Source organism: Achromobacter sp. UBA4530 (assembly GCF_002388205.1).
Lineage (GTDB): Bacteria > Pseudomonadota > Gammaproteobacteria > Burkholderiales > Burkholderiaceae_B > Achromobacter > Achromobacter animicus.
This window is the reverse complement of record NZ_DGMA01000008.1, coordinates 134,184-152,352: the sequence shown is the minus strand read 5'-3', so window position 1 is coordinate 152,352 and position 18,169 is coordinate 134,184. Positions and strand designations below refer to the sequence as shown.

Genomic DNA, 18,169 nt, shown 5'->3' with positions numbered 1-18,169 from the left:
GATGGCATTGGACGACACCCTGGTTTCCCTGACGGCGGTCGAGCTGCGGCGCATGATCGGCGCCCGCCAGCTTTCGCCGGTGGAATTGCTGGAGGCCTGCATCGCGCGCATCCAGGCCGTGAACCCGTACATCAACGCGGTGACCGCCACTGCCTATGAGCGGGCGAGGGCGGAAGCGCGCGCTGCCGAGCGCGCCGTGATGGCGGGCGAGCCGCTGGGCCTGTTGCACGGCCTGCCGATGGGGGTGAAGGATCTGGAACCCACCGCCGGTGTGCTGACCACGTACGGCTCGCCCTTGTATCGCGGCCACGTGCCCGAGGAGGACATCGAGCTGGTGGCGCGCCTGCGCCGCGCCGGCGCCATCGTCGCTGCCAAGACCAACGTGCCCGAAATGGGCGCGGGCGCCAACTCGCGCAACACGGTGTGGGGCGCGACCGGCAATCCTTTCAACCCGAACCTGAACGCAGGCGGTTCGTCGGGCGGCTCAGCCGCAGCGTTGGCCGCCGACATGCTGCCGGTCTGCACGGGTTCGGACACCGGCGGCTCGCTGCGCATTCCCGCGTCCAAATGCGGCGTGGTTGGATTCCGGCCGTCGCCGGGCGTCGTGCCCAGCGTGCGCAAGCCGCTGGGCTGGACGCCGATTTCCGTGGTCGGGCCGATGGGCCGCACGGTGGCCGACGCCTGCCTGCAGATGGCGGCGTCCGCGGGCATGCATGCCGGCGATCCGCTCAGCTATCCGCTGGACCCGCTGCAATTCCTGAACCCCGGCGTCGCGGACCTGGGCTCGCTGCGCGTGGCTTACACCGAAGACTTCGGCGCGTGCGATGTGGACGACGGCATCCGCGCCACCTTCCGCGAAAAGATCGCCGCAATGCGGCATCTGTTTGCCGCCTGCGATCCGATCGACCTGGATGTGGGCGAGGCCCACCGGTGCTTCGACGTGCTGCGCGCTGAAGCCTTCGTGGCGGGCATGCGCGACGCCTACGAGAAGGATCCGTCCAGCCTGGGTCCCAATACCCGCGCCAACTTCGAAATGGGCGCGGCGATGAGCCTGAAGGACTGCGCGTGGGCGCAGGCCGAGCAGACGCGCCTGATCAAGCGCTTTCAGCGCGCCTACGACGATTACGACCTCATCCTTTCGCCCACCACGCCCGTGTCGCCGTTCCCGTGGACGCAGTTGTACGCGGACAAGATCAACGGCGTTGCGCAGGAGAACTACTACCGCTGGCTGGCACTGACGTATGTGGTCACGCTGACCACGCACCCGGCGCTGACGCTGCCGTGCGGGCGCGATGCCAAGGGCATGCCGTTCGGACTGCAGATCGTGGGCCGCTTTCGCGCGGACCGTGAAGTGCTGGCCGCGGCGCAGGCGATGGAGCAGGCGTTTGCGGGCTCGGACGTGCTGCAGCGCCCAAGGCCGGATCTGGCTGCGTTGCGTCCTGCCGAGCCGGCGTTGACGTCGATCGTGACGTCGCCGCCACAGTTGCAGGGCGGGGGAGAGACGGGTTCCGTGTCGGCGGTATAACCCCCGCCTTTCAGCGCATCGGGCCAGCACGCCGCGCCACGCGGCCTGCTGGCCTTTTTGCTATTTCAGGCTAGTCCGTTTTCTAGGGTAATTCCTGACTAAAAGCTGATTGTCAGCCGTTTGTCAGGCAGGTTTAATCACTCCAAAGTTGCGCATCAGACGCATCAACCGGCATCGGATGGCTCGCAGCAGCCAATCTGTGCCACACCCTTGCAGCCGTAGTAACAACACGCTGGTCCATGTAGTCCACCCCAGGAGACAACAAGCCATGCAACACGTTACAAAGCCCCGCCGCCGCAAATTCATCTCCGGCGCAGCCGCCGCAGGGGTCGCGGCGCTAGGATTTCCCGCCATCGCCAAGGCGCAGAACGCACCCATTTCCTTCCGGTTCCAGAGCACCTGGCCCGCGACCGACATCTTCCACGAATTCGCCCGCGACTACGCCAACAAGGTCAACGAGATGGCCGGCGGTCAGTTGAAGATCGAAGTGCTGCCCGCGGGCGCCGTGGTCAAGGCGTTCGACTTGCTGGATGCGGTGTCGGCCGGGACGCTGGACGGCGGTCACGGCGTGGTGGCCTACTGGTACGGCAAGAACACGGCGGTGGCGCTGTGGGGGTCCGGTCCGTCATTCGGGATGGATGCCAACATGCTGTTGGCCTGGCATGAATACGGCGGCGGCAAGGAGCTGCTGGTCGAGATCCAGAAGGCCATGAACGTGAACGTGCAGTCCCTGATGTACGGACCGATGCCGACGCAGCCGTTCGGTTGGTTCAAGCGGCCGGTCACGAAGGTCGAGGACGTCAAGGGCGTGAAGTTCCGTACCGTGGGCCTGGCCATTGACATGTACACCGCGATGGGCGCGGCCGTGAATGCGCTGCCCGGCGGGGAAATCGTGCCGGCGCTGGACCGCGGCCTGCTGGACGGGGCGGAATTCAACAACGCGTCTTCCGACCTGGCGCTGGGATTCCAGGACGTCTCCAAGATCTGCATGCTGCAGAGCTTTCACCAGAGTGCGGAGCAATTCGAGGTGCTGTTCAACAAGGCCAAGTACGACGCCTTGCCCGAACACCTGAAGCACATCCTGAGCTATGCGGCGCAGGCGTCCAGCGCGGACATGTCCTGGAAGGCGGCGAACCGCTATTCGCAGGACTACATCAAGCTGCAGAAGGATCACAACGTCAAGTTCTACAAGACGCCTGACGCGATCCTGCAGCAGCAGCTCAAGATCTGGGACGAGATGATCGCCAAGCGGTCGGCCGAGAATCCGCTGTTCAAGAAGGTGCTGGAATCGCAGCGGGCGTTCGCGGAGCGGGTGGGGCGCTGGCACGGCGACACCACCGTCAATTACCGCATGGCCTACAACCACTACTTCTCGCGCAGCACCAAGCCGGCCTGACGCCGTCCTGCGCTGCACCCGCGCGCCGCCTGGCCGGCGCGCGGGGTTTCGCCATGCGTCCAGGTTCCGTGCAGGCCGGCGGCAGGTTTGCCGCGGCCTGAGCGGATCCGACTCCAGGACCTTCGATGATCCGAATCGTACGTTTCATAGATAGCATCTCCACCCTTGTGGGCAAGACCTTTGCCTGGCTGATCGTGGTGCTGACGCTGCATGTGTGCTGGGAAGTCGCGGCGCGCTACATCCTGAACCAGCCCAGCGCCTGGGCGTTCGACCTGCAGATGATGTATTACGGGATCCTGTTCATGATGGCCGGGGCGTATACGCTGGCCAAGAACGGGCACGTGCGCGGGGACATCCTGTACGGATTCCTGCCGCCGCGCGTGCAGGCGGGGCTGGACCTGCTGCTCTTCATCGTCTTTTTCTTTCCGGGCGTCATCGCCCTGGTGTGGGCGGGCTGGTACTACGCCGGCTATTCCATCGCCATCCGCGAGCATTCCTCGCTGATGGCCAACGGGCCGCCGATCTATCCATTCAAGGCCTTCATACCCGCTGCCGGCGCAGTGCTGCTGTTGCAGGGCGTGGCCGAGGTCATGCGCTGCATCCTGTGCCTGAAGCAGGGCGCGTGGCCGTCGCGTGAAGAGGACGTCGAGGAAGTGGACGTCGACAAGCTCAAGGAGATGGTGCACGTGAAGGACGAAGACATCGCCAAGCTCGATCGTTACGTCAACTCCGGGGAGTCCCAGCGATGAAAATCCACAAGGCATTGTGGTTCGGCCTGTCGTGCATCGCGCTGGTGCTGCTGATGATCGCGTTTTTGACGCCGTGGGACAACCTCACCACTGGCCACATCGGGCTGCTGATGCTGGCCCTGATCGTGGTGGCGATCATGCTGGGCTTTCCCACGGCGTTCACGCTGATGGGCATGGGCGTGCTGTTTACGTTTCTGGCGTATTACATGCAGAGCTCGGATCCGGGGCGGTCGCTCGGACAGACGCTGGACCTGATGGTGCAGCGCACGTACGCCACGATGACGAACGATTCGCTGATTTCGATTCCGCTGTTCGTGTTCATGGGCTATCTGGTCGAACGCGCCAACCTGATCGAAAAGCTCTTCCGGTCGATGCATCTGGCGCTGGCGCGGCTGCCCGGCGCGCTGGCGGTGGCCACATTGGCGACGTGCGCCATCTTCGCGACGGCGACAGGCATTGTGGGGGCGGTGGTCACGCTGATGGGGTTGCTGGCAATGCCGGCAATGCTGAAGGCGGGGTACAGCGTGCGCCTGACGGCCGGTTCGATCACGGCGGGCGGTTGTCTGGGCATCCTGCTGCCGCCGTCGGTGATGCTGATCGTGTACGGCGCCACCACGGGCGTGTCGGTCGTGCAGTTGTATGCCGGTGCGCTCTTTCCCGGGCTCATGCTGGCGATTCTGTACATGGTGTACGTCATCATCGTGGCCAAGCTTCGGCCCGACATGGCGCCGCCGCTGCCCGAGAGCGAACGCGGCGTGCCGCTGTCGCCCGGCACGGCCGCGCTTGCCGCGGGCCCCTACACACGCGCCGTGTCGGGCATGCTGGCCGCCATGTTCAAGGGCCGGCGCAACAGCGCGGTGTCGTTTGGCTATCTGACGCGCAATATGGCGATGGCGTTGTCGCCGTTGTTGGTCACGGTGCTGATGCTGGCGGTGGTGCATCATGCGCTGACCAAGCCCGCTGTGGAGTACGAGATTCCCGCCGAACTGCAGTTGGGCTCGGGCGGCTTCGATTCCGGCTCTGGGTTGAACGAACCGCCCACGGATGGCTTGGCCGAGCCGCCGTCCAATGACCTGCCCGAACCGCCGTCCAATGAACTTGCCGAACCGCCGGGTAGCGCGCCCGCCGCGTCGGGTTTGAGCGAACCTCCGGGCACGCCCGCCGCCCAGCCGCCCGCAGGCGCGGCCGCACCTGCACAGCAGGCCGCACCCGACACGGCCGACGCCCGCAAGCCCGCGCCCACCGGCTTCTGGATCTTTGCAGGCGTCTGCGCAGTGATGCTGGCAGTGTTCTACGCCGCGCTGACGTGGGCGCGGCTGGAAATCTTCAAGATGCTGATGGCGTCGTTCTTTCCGCTGGCGGTGATGATAGCGGCCGTGCTTGGTTCGATCGGCTTTGGCCTGGCCACGCCCAGCGAGGCCGCCGCCATGGGCGCGATGGGCGGGGCATTGCTGGCGCTGGCGTATCGCAGGCTGAATCTGCCGGTGCTGCGCGAATCGGTGTTCCTGACGGCCAAGACCAGCGCCATGGTGTGCTGGCTGTTCGTGGGGTCATCGATCTTCTCGGCGGCGTTCGCGCTGCTGGGCGGCCAGCGCATCATCGAGGAATGGGTGCTGTCGCTGGGTCTGACGCAGATTCAGTTCCTGCTGCTGGCGCAGATCATCATCTTCCTGCTCGGCTGGCCGCTGGAATGGACCGAGATCATCGTGATCTTCATGCCGATCTTCGTGCCGCTGCTCAATACCTTCGGCATCGATCCGCTGTTCTTCGGCTTGCTGGTCGCGCTGAACCTGCAGACCGCGTTCCTGTCCCCGCCGGTGGCCATGTCGGCGTTCTACTTGAAGGGCGTGTCGCCGCCGCACGTGACGCTGAATCAGATCTTCCTGGGCATGATGCCGTTCATGGGCATCCAGGTCGTCGCGATCTTCCTGCTGTACATGTTCCCGGCGATCGGCATGTGGCTGCCGACGGTGCTGTATCGCTAAGGCGCCGGTGAGAGCACGTCGCAAGGTGGACAAGGTGTCTGACACCCATGAGATGGCCGTCGCAATCCGACGGCCATCTCGCCGGGGTGTCAGACACCTGCTTTCACTCGGGTGTCAGACACCATTGTTGAGGTACACCACGACCGCGACGAGCCAGGACGCCGCCAGCGCCACATAAGCCAGCAGCAGGATCTGCGTAACGGATGCCGGCCAATGCTTGCCCAAGCCGGCGCTTTTGCCCAGCGCGCCCAACAGGTAGCCGCCGTTCGCGCCCGGCAAAGGCAGCAGGTTCAGCGCTGCCGTAGTGGCGGCGGTCAGGCCCAGCAACGTGGAAAATGGCAGACCTTGCGCGGCGCCATCCACGCGCGCCAGCAGCGCCTGCGCCGTGTGCAGCGGCGACAGCGCGCCGCTGATGATGTTCGCAAATCCACCCGTCAGCGCCTGCACGCCCGCCATGCCGCCGAGCAGCGCGCACGCCAGCGCGATCAGCGCGAGGAAGCCGGAAGCGCCGATGATCAGTTGCGCCCAAAGCGGCTGCGCTTCCAGGTGTTGCGGGTGAATGTCCGCGTCATCCGCCGGCATCGTGTCGCCCGCCGTCTTGAAGCGGACCGCGCCGCCGATGGGCAGCAGCCGGATGCTGAGCTTACCCAGCCGCAACAGGCGCGGCCCCAGCCCGAACGACAGCTCATCCAGCGCTACGCCCAACGCGCGTCCCGCGAAGGCCATCACCATCACATGCAGCAGGGCACAAACGACAACGGCCAGCAGCAGGCCGATGGCCCCTGACGCCACCGTCACTCGTTTTCCGCCTTCGACAGCGACACTTTCCCGAATGTCATCCACACATGCGCCGTCTCGGACGCCTGCGCGCGATACGAGCCGGAGGCTTCACCCAGCCGCATGGCGACGGCGGTGAACTCCCAAGCCTGGGCGTCGTCGCAATCGACCTTGCGTTCGGTGTAAGCGGGCAGTCCATGCGCACGCCCGAATGCCAACGCCAGTTGCGCGTGCTCGGCCAGCTCGGCCGGCACCGATGGATGGTCCCAGCCCCACAGGAAGCTGCCGTCTTCGCTGTTGGACGTGCCGATGATCTGCACCGGCGCGGTGGCGACGATGCCGCCGGGAAGCTGGAACACGATCAGCCCGCTATCCATGTCCACCGACCATTGCTCGGCCTCGTCCAGGTGCCAGGTCGCGCAATGCGCCGTGGTGGCGGCCTGCATGCCTTCCATGCTTTGGGCGATGAAGTTCTGGACGTCGAAGGGCTTGGTGGTGTCGGACATGCTCGCTTGTTCCATCTAGATAAAGGGGCCGGTGATGATACGTGAAACGCGTTTGTGCGCGGCAATGAGGGAGGGCGAGCCGTCGCAACGGGCATCGGCGGCCGTTGGTCCTGCAGCTCAATACGTCAGCGGCGCGCCCGTGACGACCTCATACAAAAACCGGTCCAGCGTCTCGGTCTGGCCGTCGGGCCGGTCGAAGTAGGGCGCCTTTTCCAGTTCGGCCAAGGTCGATTCAAGATACGCGTGGATCAGCGGGAAGCGAGGACCGTGCTCGGCTTCGCCCGCCGCCATCTTGATGGCCAGCAAGTCATTGATCTCGGCGCGCAACGCGGTGTCGGTGATGATGACGTCGGCCAGATCGGCAAAGCGCATCGGCGGAACGCCCCGGCCGCTGTCGATCCATTGGGCGGCCAGCACCGGGCGCAGGACGTACAGATACTTCTTCAGGCGAACCGTGTCGCCCTGCAGCGATTCGCGGAAGTTGCGGCCGGCCATGGCAACGTAGTGCCAGCGCCCCTTGGTGCTGGAGAAGTACGCGCTGCGGAAATGCCGCAGCCACGCGCTGACGGCGTCGTCCTGGCGATAGATGATGGGCGAATCCAGCCACTCGAAAAGCGTGGGGTTGGAACCGCGCAAGAGTTGCAGGGATTTGCGCAGCTCCCAGCCCGAGACGTCCAGTTCGTCGTCAATCGGCAGCTCGATCACGTCGCGTTGCGGCGCCACGCGCAGATACCAGTCCAGCTTGTGTACGTACAGAAAGCGCACGTCGTAGTCGCTGTCGGGCGAGGCAAAGCCCCAGCCGCGGCTGCCGGATTCGCAGGCGAGCAGGACGCGCACGTCGTGGCGCTGCTCGATGTCTTGCAGGGTCGCCATCACGCGTTCGCGGACGGCGGGGTCGATGGGGTGGGCGTGCAGGATCGAAGTCATGCCCCGCATCCTAGCACCGCCCGGCCATCGGCCCGGCGCCGGCTCAAAGCTGGCTCATCCCGCCGTCCGCAATGATCTCCGTGCCAACGATGAAGGCCGATTCGCGCGCAGCCAGATGCAGGACGGTTGCGGCGATTTCCTGCGGCGTACCGAAGCGGCCCAGCGGAATCTGCGACTGGATGCTGGCGGCTGTCTTCTCCAGCGTGTCGGCGTCCAGGCCCAGCTTGCCGTAGATCGGCGTCGTGACCGGACCGGGGCTGACGACGTTGACCCGGACGCCACGCGGCAGCCATTCGGCCGACAGCGTTTTCGCCAGCGAGATCAGCGCCGCCTTGCTGGCCGCGTAGATCGACGACGCCGGCATGCCGATATGGGCATTGATGGACCCGTTGAGCACGATGGACGCGCCCGCGTTGAGCAAGGGGTCCAGCGCCTGCAACTGAAAGAACACGCCCTTGACGTTGGTGTCGAACGTCTGGTCCCACAGGTCTTCGGTGGCGTCGGCCAGCGTGGCGAATTTGGCGATGCCTGCATTGACGAAGACGGCGTCCAGGCGCACGCCTGCCGAGGCCAATGCGTCCGCCAGGGCCGCCGCCGCGCCGGGCGCGCCAGCGGTGTTCTGGATGGCCAAGGCGTTGCCGCCCAGGGTGACGCGGGTCTTTTCCAGCGCCGCGGTGTCGCGTCCGGTAACGATGACGCGGGCGCCTTCGGCGGCGAAGGCTTGGGCGGCAGCGAGGCCGATGCCGCTGGTGCCACCGGTGACCAGGACGGTCTTTTGTTCAAAACGGTTCATGACGGGTTCCTTTGGTGTGGAGGTGAGGTGTAGCCATGTTGCGCCTGGCCCGGGGGTTTGTCGTACGATCTGACGCACAAACACGTTCGAAGAAATTGCACATGTCTGGCCCGGAACGTGTATCCCCAGAGGTACAGCCCACTATGTTGAGCCCGCGATGCTGACTGCCAATGAACTCTCGCTGCTGGAAGCCATCCGCGATAGCGGCAGCCTGTCCCGGGCGGCCGCCCGGCTGGGCAAGGCGCCGTCTTCCGTGTCGCACGCCGCGCGGCAACTGGAGGAACGCTTCGATGCCCTCTTGTTCGACCGCCGCGGGTATCGGCTGCAACTGACGCCCGCCGGCCAATTGCTGGCGGACGAAGCCGCGCGGCTGGCGCAGGATGTCAGCCGGCTCACGCAGCGCGTGCGGCAGGTGGCCAGCGGCTGGGAAGACCGCCTGCACATCGTCAGCGACGAGATCCTGGAATTCGAACTGATGGCGCCGCTGGTCCGGGCCTTCGACAAGCTGGATTCAGGCGTCAGGCTGCGCTTCACGCACGAGGTGCTGGGCGGCACGTGGGGAGCGCTGCGCGAGGGACGGGCAGACCTGATTGTGGGCGCGACCAACGAGCCGCAGACCATGCCGAACCTGCAATGGGCGGCGTTGGGCGAGATGGAGTGGCTTTTTGCCGTATCACCGCGCCATCCGCTGGCCAAGGCAAAGGGGCCGTTGCGCCAGGACCAGATCCAGCAACATCGCGCCGTCGTCGTCGCCGACACGGCGCGCGGCTCGTCGGCGCGCGGGTACGGCAGGGTCGGCGGGCAGGCGACATTGGCCGTGCCCAGCATGCGCGCCAAAATCCTGGCGCAACGCGAAGGCCTCGGCGTGGGCTGGGTGCCGCGCCACCGCGTGGCCTCGCTGCTGGCGCGAGGCGAACTGGTCGAGATGGCCACCGAGACGCCGCGCGAGCCCAACCTGCTGTATCTCGCCTGGCGCGGCGATCACGACGGGCGGGCGCTGCGCTGGTGGTTGGACCAGTTGCGCCAGCCGCGCATGGCGGCGGCGCTGATGCGGGGCATCGACGGGTTCGCCTGACGCGTTGTAGTCTTGACCGCGTGCGGCAACGCAGGCCTTCGGCCGACCAGACCGCAAACAACAGTCCAAAGGACGAACATGGAAGAGACAAGGCAGGAAACCGCGCTCGACTGGGCGGCGCTGGTCGACGACCTGAACCGGCTGCTGCGGCTGAAGACCACCGTCATCGGCATGAAGCTTTACGAGCACGAAGCCGACATGGCGGGGGTGAAGGGCCTGCGCCGGCCCCAGGCCACCCACACCACGGACCAGATCGTGGGCATGGCGGCAAGGCTGGGCTGGACGGTCGGCATTACGGGCGACGATCTGGTCGGCGCGCAATGCCGCGCGGTCATCGGGCTGGGGCCGCAGGACGAAGATTGGAAGCGCGGCAAGGAATATGTGGGGGTCTGGCACGCGACCGAAGCCGATGCCCGGGCGCGCCAGGAGGCGCTGACCTGTGTGCCGGCGGGCAAGTACCGCGCCATGGTGGTGTCGCCGCTGGCGAACGGTCGCCTCGACCCGCCGGACATCTGCCTCGTGTACGCCACGCCGGGCCAGATGATCATCCTGATCAACGGCCTGCAATGGAAGAACTATCAGCGCTTTGACTGGAGCGTCGTGGGGGAAACCGCCTGTGCGGATTCCTGGGGCAGGGCGCTTGCTACGGGCGAACCCAGCCTGTCCTTGCCCTGTTTTGCCGAACGCCGCTATGGCGGCGTGCCCGACGAAGAAATGCTGATGGCGCTGCCTCCCCGCTATCTGCCGATTGCCATCGAAGGCATGAAGGCGCTGTCGGCCAATGGCCTGCGCTATCCCATCGCGCCCTATGGCATCCAGAACGACGTGCGCGCCGGCATGGGGGTGAGCTACGCGCAGCCGCCCAAGGCTCAGGGGTGAATGCCGGCGTGCAGCGCCGCGGCCAGCGCGCGCGCGGCCGGTCCCAGCGGCCGGTCGATGCGGTGCGCAAGATAGGTTTCGGTGGTGACCTGGCTGTCGCGGCCCAGGCTGGCGGTGGGCGCGCGCAGCAGGCGGCCCTCGGCCAGGTCGCGCTCGACCTGCCACAGCGGCAGCCGGCCCCAGCCGAGCCCGGACAGGATCAGCGCGTGCTTGGTGTCCTGGCCGCTGACGCGGCAGGTCTGCGGCGACAGCACGGCAAAGTCGCGGCCCTCCGACAGCGACGAGGGATCGGACTGCACGATCTGAAGGTGATCCGCCAGGTCCGCCGCGGTAAGCGCGCGGCCGGCGCGCGCAGTCTGCGCCAGGGGATGCGAAGCGCCGACCACGGCCACCATCTGAATGGCGCCAAGCGCCTGCACCGCAATGCGCGGATGCCGGAAATGCTCGCCTGCAAGAATGCCCAATGTGTGCGTGCCGGCCAACAGCGCGTCGACCGGTCCGCCCAAGGGCAGCACCGAGACGCGCATCGCCACCGAGGGATACGCGGTGCGCATGTGGTTCAGCGCCGCGCCAGCCCGTTCGATCGGAAAGAGCGTATCCACCACCAGCGAAAGCTCCAGCTCGACGCCTTCGCCCAGGCCCTGCGCGCGAGCGCGCATCGCATCGACCCGCAGCAGGATGTCGCGGGCGTTGGCAAGCAGCGCCTGGCCCTGCGGCGTCATGACGGGACGATGGCCGGTGCGGTCGAACAGCGGTACGCCCAGTTGCGCCTCCATGTTGGCAATGGCGTGGCTGACGGCGGACTGCACACGGGACAAGCGCCGGGCGGCCGCGCGAAAGCTGCCGGTATCTGCGACGGCGGCGAACACACGCAGTTGGTCCAGGGTCAGCGCGTCAATCATGGGAAGGTTGATCTATTTGTTCGATCAAGATCGTCGAAAGGTTATCACTTCGCGGAATCAATTTTGCGAGGCATGATGCCGGAATCTTGGCGATAGCGAGGGACGGGATGGACAAGGTTGAAGGGGCGGAAGGCGCCGTCGGGCACCCCCATTGGGGCGCGGTGCTGGCCATCGTTGGCGCGGGCGTCGTGGCGGCGTTGCAGGTGGGCAAGGTCATCATCGCCGCGCCGCTGCTGCGCAAGGACATGGGGCTGGACCTCGCGTCCATTGGCACGCTGACGGCGGTGTTTTCGATATTGGGCATGGTGGGCGGCATCGCGGCGGGCGGGGTGATCGCGCGCTTTGGCGCCCGGCGCATGCTGATCCTGGGCCTGGCGGCGACCGCGGCGGGCACGGCGGTGGGCGCGCTGGCGCCCGGCTATGGCGTGCTGCTTGGCTCCCGGGTGATCGAGGGACTGGGTTTCCTGATGATTACGGTGGCGGGGCCTGCCGCGCTGCAGCGCATCGTCACTGGCGGCAGGCGCGATTTCGCCTTTGCACTCTGGAGCTGCTACATGCCGGCCGGAATGGCAATCGCGATGCTCGCCTCGCAGGCGTTCGATGACTGGCACGCCTATTGGTGGTGCGCGGGCATCGCTGCAGGCGTGGCGCTTGCCAGCATCGCCGTGCTGGCGCCGCCCACGCCTCGCGGCGCGGCCCTGTCGTGGCAGGGGCTACGACAGGACACGGTCGACACCATGGGCGCGGCCGGCCCGATGCTGCTGGCGCTGTCGTTCACCCTCTACAGCCTGATGTTCTTCGCGCTGTTCACCTTCCTGCCGGTGCTGCTCATGGAGCAACTGGGGCTGACGCTGGCGACGGCCGGGCTGTACAGCGCCATTGCCAGCGCCGCCAACGTGGTGGGCAATCTGGGCGCGGGCGTACTGCTTGCACGCGGCTGGCGGCGGTCCACCTTGATCGCCTGCGCCAGCGCAGTGATGGCGGCCGTGTCGCTGCTGATCTTCGGTTCCGCGCTGCCGGCCATGACCACCTTTCTGTTGTGCGTGCTGTTTTCGGCCGTGGGCGGGCTGATCCCTGCGACGTTGCTAGGCACCGCGCCGCAGGTGGCGCCACGTCCGGCGTTGACCGCGGCGTCGGTGGGGTTGGTCATGCAGGGCAGCAATCTGGGGCAGGTCATCGGACCTGTGGCGGTGGGCGGCGCGATCGACCGCTTTGGCTGGTCCTCCGCGTCGTTCATCGTGGCGGCGGCAGGACTGGCGGGTGTGGCCGTCGCCTGGCGCCTGCGGCGCGTCGGGGGCGCCAATCTTTGATAAGGCTTGGCAGCGCGCGCCGTCGGTCACTCGGTGCCGGTCATGAGGCGGGCGCTTCGCTGTCACCGGGCTGGCCTATCATGGAGCGGCCGAACACGTTGGAGGTTACATGCACACGCCCGCCCCGCGCCTCGTCATCTTTGATTGCGATGGCGTCCTGATCGACAGCGAAATCATCGCCGCGCGCGCCCAATCCAGCGCCCTGGCCGAACACGGCATCGCCATCACGCCCGAAGAGGCCGCGCTGCGCTTTGCCGGCATTCCGGATGCGGACATGTGGCGCACGTTGCAGGCCGAGCACGCCTGCGCGTTGCCCGAAGGCTTCGCGCGCCAGTATGCCGATCGGCTGGATCGCACGTTCCGCACCGAACTGCGCCCCTTGCCGCACGTGCACGAGACGCTGAAGGTATTGAAGGAACGCGGGCTGGACCTGTGCGTCGCGTCCAGCAGCACGCCGGCCAAGCTGGAGGCCGCGCTCAAGATGGTGGGTCTGTGGGAGACGTTTGCACCGCATGTGTTCAGCACTGCGCAGGTGGCCAAGGGCAAGCCGGCGCCGGACGTTTTTCTGTACGCAGCGCGGCAGATGCGGGCCGCGGTGCTGGATTGCGTCGTGGTCGAGGACAGCGTGCCGGGTGTGCGCGCTGCCCGTGCGGCGCGCATGCGGGCAGTGGGGTTTGTGGGCGCCTCGCACAACGGACCGCAACAGCGGCAGCGGTTGCTGGACGAGGGCGCCTTTGAAGTGATCGATGATCTGCGGCGGCTGCCGGAGATCATCTGAGAGGGGCTGCTGATCTATGCCGCGGCGGGCATCTCGCCATGCAGCAGGTAATCCATCAGTTCGCGCACGGAACGCATGGCATTGCCGAATGGCAGTTTGGACGCGCCGCGGAAGAAAAGACCGCGGCTGACTTCGCCACGCATCGCGGCCGCGAGTTTCAGGTCGATGCAGAATTGGCCGAACTTGGCGATGCCGTCGCGCAGGCCGCATTGCGTCAGGCAGTCCATACGCTGGCTGCAGCGGCGCGGGTCGGCACGGGTGTTGGCTTGCAGCGTGCCTTCCTGGCGCAGGTAGCGCGTCAGCCACGGCGTGGCGACCGCACGTGCCGGCAGGCCGGCCACGCTGGTGAATTCCGCCAGTTCGGCGGGGTCGGCGTCGATCAGGACGCGCTTGAAGTTTTCGTGGGCGTCGCCTTCGTGGGTGACGGCGAACGCGGTGCCGACCTGCACGCCATCGGCGCCGTTGCTGAGCCAGTGGCGGACCTGTTCGTGGCTGCCGACGCCGCCCGCGACGATCAGGCGGGGGGCGTCACGGCCCAGTTGCAGTTCAGTGAAAAGGGCGTGGCAATCGGCCAGCACCTTTTTGAAATCGAAGCGTTCGCTGTGCAGGTCGTCGATTCGTGCCGCGCCCAGGTGGCCGCCCGCGTAACCCGGGTGTTCGATGACGACGGCGTCGGCCAGACGGCCCTTTTTCATCCACTTTTTCAGCACGGCTGCAACGCCGCGCGCTTCGGAGAGAATGGGCACCAGCGCCACTTTGGGGAAGTCGGCCGTCATTTCAGGCAGATCGAGCGGCAGGCCTGCACCCATGACGATGGCCTCGGCGCCGCTTTCGCAGGCCTGGCGCACCAGCGCGGGATGGTCGCGCACGGCTTTCATGACGTTTACCGCTACCAGGCCGCGGCCCTGCGCGGTGTCGAGCGCCGCGCGTACTTCGCGGTGCAGGGCTTCACGGTTGGCGGTGTCGATCGTGTCGCGGTCATTGCATTTTTCAGTTCTTTCCACGAGATCGGCGTGGTGATGGCGCAAATCGACGCTGGCAATGGTGCCCACGGCGTTCTGGCTGGCAACCGCGCCGGCCAGGCGATGGGCGGATACGCCAACGCCCATGCCGCCCTGCACGATGGGCAGCAACTCGCGTCCGGCGAGGGTGAGTGATTTGAACCACGTCATGATATGAGTCTTTCCTCTGGTCAAGAGAGCAGAGGCTAGAGCAACGTGGGGAGCGCCGCCTTGCGAAGGATCAAGTGGTGCGGCAATGGGCGGGGGCCAGACAGCTCCCGCCCATCCGTCACGTTTTTATCCCAGCAGCTTGATGATCGCCGGCACGGACAGCACGGCGGTGTAGTAGCCCATGAACTGCACGCCGGTATTGAAGCCGAACAGGCGCGACAGCAGGCCGCCGATGAGGCCCATGGTCAGGATGACGAGCAGGCCCAGGAATTGGCCTTCCCAGACGCTGATCACGATGATCAGGCCGACAAACGTGGCGATGATGGCCTCGTGGCTGACGCGGCGCGACACGAACAGCGCGGCGCGGCGCGCGAAGTTCATGGCGAAGGGATAGGACACCACTGCCGCCAGCAGCACCGCCAGCATGCCGTAACCCAGGAATTCCCAATGGTTCAGCAGGTTGTGCAGGTTGTGCGTCTGGCCGGTTGCCGAATCCACCGTGAAGCGCGGCGGCGCGTTAAAGAGCGGCGCGGCCGGTCCCGCCGCTACGGGGCTCAGGGGCAGGCCGAAGGCGATCAGCGGAATCAGGGCCTCGGCGATGTAGGTGGCCTCGGTCACGCCGTTGCGTGCGCTCAGCACCGTCGTCAGCCGGTGATAGGCGTGCTTGACGCGCGAACCCACCAGCTCGCCCAGCACGACGGTCATGGCGACCGGGCTGAACACGAAGGTGGCGCTGGACACGGCTGCGGTGGCAAGCGTCCAGCGCGTCTGCACCCGGTCCATGACTTTCAGCGGGTTCGGAAAGTAGCCCGACCAGCCTTTTACGTCAGGCGCCAGCGAGAACGTGCGCACCTTGTCGCGCATCATCTTGCCGCGGCCTTGCGGCGACAGCACGGTGAACAGGTCGGCGATCAGCGGTCCGATGGCGATGCCCAGGAAGTAGCTGATGCTGAGCTTGACGCCGTACTTGGCCGTCAGGCTTTGCAGCGCAATGATCACCATGACGAACGGCACCAGCAGCGCCACCGCCGCCCAGCGTCCCGCGGAGAAATACGCGATCAGCAATGCGGCCGCCAGGAAGATCCACGGGGCCGACTTGGTGATGGCGGCGCCGAACGGCGCCAGCAGCACGGCGAACAGCACCGCCAGCGGCACCGCGACAAAGGCGGCGACGATGGCGCCGGACACCATCTTGCGCAGCGCAATGTGCGGCACGCCCAGCTTGCGCAGCATGTTCGCGTCCTGCAGCAGCGGCGTGGCCAGCGTGTCGCCCGGGATGCCCAGCAGCGCGGTCGGCACGGCGTGCGTCATGTGCTTGGCCACCGCGCCCGCCAGAAAGAACGTGAAGACGCCGGCGGGCGGCACGCCCAGCAGCACGACCAGCAGCGTCAGCGGCGCGAGCGTCGTGGTTTCATCGGTGCCGGACACCAGGCCGATGGCCGCAAACACGACCGCGCCCAGCAGGCCCATGCCCGCGGCCACCATGATTTGTTCAAGCAGTTCGGGGCTCATGCCAAGGCCTCCTTGGCGGCGCCGCGCCGGGGGTCGGCAACATCGGCGGCAGTGGCAGAGACGGCGGGCGCCGCCGGCTGCGCGAACAGGTCGTACAGGTCCAGTTCCTTCAGCTCGCGCACCACGGCCTCGGGCAGGTCCGCCAGCGTGCCCAGGCCGCCGGGCTGTTCGGCCAGCTCGGCCAGCACTTCGGCGCGCCAGGCAGGATCGTGCGTGGCGCTGTGCTCGACGACCTCGCGTTTGGGCGGGAACAGTCGGGCGCAGATCACGCCAGCCAGCACGCAGCCCGCCAGCCCGGCCAGCATCGCGTATGCGTGCGCGAGCTCGGGTGACGCCACCACGCCGCGCAGCCAGCGGCGGGCGGCAAAGAAGCCGGCCACGCTGACCGAGATCCCAATGCCGATGGCCCAGGCCAGATGCCTGAGATCCACGGTGTCGCTCCATACTTCAGCCAGGCGCGTGGACGGCGCCTGAGGGCTTTGTTTCATGTCTCTCTCCTGTGTTTATCGGACGGCGCGCGGGGTGACCGGCTCCGCCTCGGGTACTCGCCGTTCGGGTTATCGGGACGCGCGCAGTTCCTCCAGCAAGGCCAGCGCGCGGTCGGTGCGGACGTCTTTTTCCGCGGCCATGCGCTTGGCGACCTCGTCGATCTCCGCGCCCGTGGCGCCGGCCACCAGCGCGATGTTGCGGGCGTGCAGCGCCATGTGGCCGCGCTGGATGCCTTCGGTGGCTAGCGCCCGCAGCGCGCCCAGATTCTGCGCCAGGCCGACGGCCACGGCGACTTCGCCCAACTCCTGCGCGGAGCGTACGTCCATGATCTTGAGCGCAAGTCGCGCCAGCGGATGGGTCTTGGTGGCGCCGCCGACCAGGCCCACAGGCATGGGCATTTCGATGCTGCCGACCAGCGCGCCCGACGTGTCCTTTTCCCAATGCGTCAGCGACGTGTAGCGGCCCGAACGCGCGGCATAGGCGTGCGCGCCGGCCTCGACCGCGCGCCAATCGTTGCCGGTGGCGACGATGACCGGGTCGATGCCGTTCATGATGCCCTTGTTGTGCGTCGCAGCGCGGTACGGGTCGATGGCGGCGAACGTGTACGCGTCCAGCACGCCTTCGATGATCTCGGCGCCGCTGCGCTCCTTGGTGTCCAGCGTCTGCGGCGTCAGGCGCACGCGGGCGCGGGCCAGCCGCAGGTCGGCCAGGTTGGACAGGATGCGCAGGCGGACCGAGCCGCCGACAATTTCCTCGACCAGCGGAGCCACGGCCTCGGCCATGGTGTTGACGGTGTTGGCGCCCATGGCGTCGCGCACGTCGACGATCAGGTGCATCACGATCATCGGGCCGCGCGGCGTGTCCGGGAACACGTGGACCTCGATGTCCTGGCAGCCGCCGCCCAGTTCGATCAGCACCTTGTCGCGGCTGTTGGCCAGCGTCAGGATGCGTTCGCGCTCGCGCAGCAGGGCAAGGCGCGCGCCATGCGGGTCGGTCAGGCCCAGGACCTGCACCTGCGCGCGCATGAGCGGGCGGGTGCTGGACGTCTCGAAGCCGCCGCCTTCGCGCGCCAGCTTGGCCATGAAGGACGCGGCCGCCACCACGGACGGCTCTTCCACGGCCATCGGCACCAGGACGTCGCGGCCATTGACCTGGAAGTTGCCCGCCACGCCCAGCGGCAGCTCGAACGTCCCCAGGACGTTTTCGATCATGCCGTCGGCGCGGGCCAGGTTCAGCGCGCCGGGCTCGGCCAGCATTTGGCGCTCTTCATCGGTAAGCGAGGCGGCGTCGGCAATGAAGGCCAGGCGTTGGGCGGGGGTGAGGGCCCGGAAGTTGGGCAGGCGTGAATCGGCCACGATGGCGTGTCTCCGTATAAGAATCGAGTGGCCTGATTC

The 18,169-nt window shown here is 66.9% G+C and carries 17 protein-coding genes; 8 read left to right on the top strand and 9 right to left on the bottom strand.

What is annotated here, in order from left to right; all coding sequences use genetic code 11:
* Position 1: 1 nt before the first annotated feature.
* The 4 genes from B2W22_RS07525 to B2W22_RS07510 all read left to right on the top strand — a co-directional run bounded on the left by B2W22_RS07525 (position 2) and on the right by B2W22_RS07510 (position 5,655).
* Positions 2-1,525, top strand: a complete 1,524-nt coding sequence (locus B2W22_RS07525) for an amidase (RefSeq protein WP_286936955.1) — start codon at positions 2-4, stop codon at positions 1,523-1,525.
* Between the two features lie 268 nt (positions 1,526-1,793).
* Positions 1,794-2,921, top strand: a complete 1,128-nt coding sequence (locus B2W22_RS07520; protein ID WP_175121260.1) for a TRAP transporter substrate-binding protein — start codon at positions 1,794-1,796, stop codon at positions 2,919-2,921.
* 125 nt (positions 2,922-3,046) lie between these two features.
* A complete protein-coding gene (locus B2W22_RS07515; RefSeq protein WP_175136290.1) occupies positions 3,047-3,670 on the top strand; it encodes a TRAP transporter small permease subunit in 624 nt (207 codons plus the stop codon).
* The gene (locus B2W22_RS07510) at positions 3,667-5,655 is read left to right on the top strand and encodes a TRAP transporter large permease (protein ID WP_286936953.1); all 1,989 of its coding nucleotides are present in this window, start codon (positions 3,667-3,669) and stop codon (positions 5,653-5,655) included. The genes B2W22_RS07515 and B2W22_RS07510 overlap by 4 nt, the downstream gene beginning before the upstream one ends.
* 114 nt (positions 5,656-5,769) lie before the next feature.
* Here B2W22_RS07510 and B2W22_RS07505 read toward each other — a convergent pair whose 3' ends face one another.
* From B2W22_RS07505 to B2W22_RS07490, 4 genes are all read right to left on the bottom strand, one after another.
* A complete protein-coding gene (locus tag B2W22_RS07505) occupies positions 5,770-6,453 on the bottom strand; it encodes a site-2 protease family protein (protein ID WP_286936951.1) in 684 nt (227 codons plus the stop codon).
* Positions 6,450-6,938 carry a DUF6882 domain-containing protein gene (locus B2W22_RS07500; RefSeq protein ID WP_175136293.1) on the bottom strand — a complete coding sequence of 163 codons (489 nt, stop codon included), beginning with the start codon at positions 6,936-6,938 and terminating at the stop codon, positions 6,450-6,452. Before B2W22_RS07500 ends, B2W22_RS07505 begins: the two co-directional genes overlap by 4 nt.
* A 117-nt stretch (positions 6,939-7,055) precedes the next feature.
* Entirely contained in the window at positions 7,056-7,865 is an 810-nt protein-coding gene (locus tag B2W22_RS07495) for a nucleotidyltransferase domain-containing protein (RefSeq protein WP_175136294.1), read from the bottom strand.
* A gap of 43 nt (positions 7,866-7,908) precedes the next feature.
* Entirely contained in the window at positions 7,909-8,658 is a 750-nt protein-coding gene (locus tag B2W22_RS07490; protein WP_175183661.1) for an SDR family oxidoreductase, read from the bottom strand.
* Positions 8,659-8,815: 157 nt separating this feature from the next.
* Here B2W22_RS07490 and B2W22_RS07485 point away from each other — a divergent pair, with 157 nt between their 5' ends.
* Positions 8,816-9,733 carry a LysR substrate-binding domain-containing protein gene (locus tag B2W22_RS07485; RefSeq protein ID WP_286936948.1) on the top strand — a complete coding sequence of 306 codons (918 nt, stop codon included), beginning with the start codon at positions 8,816-8,818 and terminating at the stop codon, positions 9,731-9,733.
* A gap of 78 nt (positions 9,734-9,811) precedes the next feature.
* Positions 9,812-10,612, top strand: a complete 801-nt coding sequence (locus B2W22_RS07480) for a DUF169 domain-containing protein (RefSeq protein ID WP_286936946.1) — start codon at positions 9,812-9,814, stop codon at positions 10,610-10,612.
* Here the strand turns inward: B2W22_RS07480 and B2W22_RS07475 are convergent.
* Positions 10,603-11,514: a LysR family transcriptional regulator gene (locus B2W22_RS07475; RefSeq protein WP_175136298.1), complete on the bottom strand. Its 912-nt coding sequence runs from the start codon at positions 11,512-11,514 to the stop codon at positions 10,603-10,605. The genes B2W22_RS07480 and B2W22_RS07475 overlap by 10 nt on opposite strands.
* 107 nt (positions 11,515-11,621) lie before the next feature.
* Here B2W22_RS07475 and B2W22_RS07470 point away from each other — a divergent pair, with 107 nt between their 5' ends.
* Positions 11,622-12,824, top strand: a complete 1,203-nt coding sequence (locus B2W22_RS07470; protein WP_286936943.1) for a CynX/NimT family MFS transporter — start codon at positions 11,622-11,624, stop codon at positions 12,822-12,824.
* A 109-nt stretch (positions 12,825-12,933) separates the two neighbouring features.
* Entirely contained in the window at positions 12,934-13,602 is a 669-nt protein-coding gene (locus tag B2W22_RS07465; protein ID WP_175136300.1) for an HAD family hydrolase, read from the top strand.
* 14 nt (positions 13,603-13,616) lie between these two features.
* Here the strand turns inward: B2W22_RS07465 and B2W22_RS07460 are convergent, their stop codons facing one another.
* From B2W22_RS07460 to B2W22_RS07445, 4 genes are all read right to left on the bottom strand, one after another.
* Complete coding sequence (locus B2W22_RS07460) at positions 13,617-14,774, bottom strand: NAD(P)H-dependent flavin oxidoreductase (RefSeq protein WP_175183655.1); 1,158 nt, start codon at positions 14,772-14,774, stop codon at positions 13,617-13,619.
* A 126-nt stretch (positions 14,775-14,900) separates the two neighbouring features.
* Entirely contained in the window at positions 14,901-16,286 is a 1,386-nt protein-coding gene (locus B2W22_RS07455; RefSeq protein ID WP_175121273.1) for a tripartite tricarboxylate transporter permease, read from the bottom strand.
* Complete coding sequence (locus B2W22_RS07450) at positions 16,283-16,774, bottom strand: hypothetical protein (RefSeq protein WP_286936940.1); 492 nt, start codon at positions 16,772-16,774, stop codon at positions 16,283-16,285. Before B2W22_RS07450 ends, B2W22_RS07455 begins: the two co-directional genes overlap by 4 nt.
* A gap of 69 nt (positions 16,775-16,843) precedes the next feature.
* Positions 16,844-18,133 carry a hydroxymethylglutaryl-CoA reductase, degradative gene (locus tag B2W22_RS07445; RefSeq protein ID WP_279971227.1) on the bottom strand — a complete coding sequence of 430 codons (1,290 nt, stop codon included), beginning with the start codon at positions 18,131-18,133 and terminating at the stop codon, positions 16,844-16,846.
* Positions 18,134-18,169: the final 36 nt, after the last annotated feature.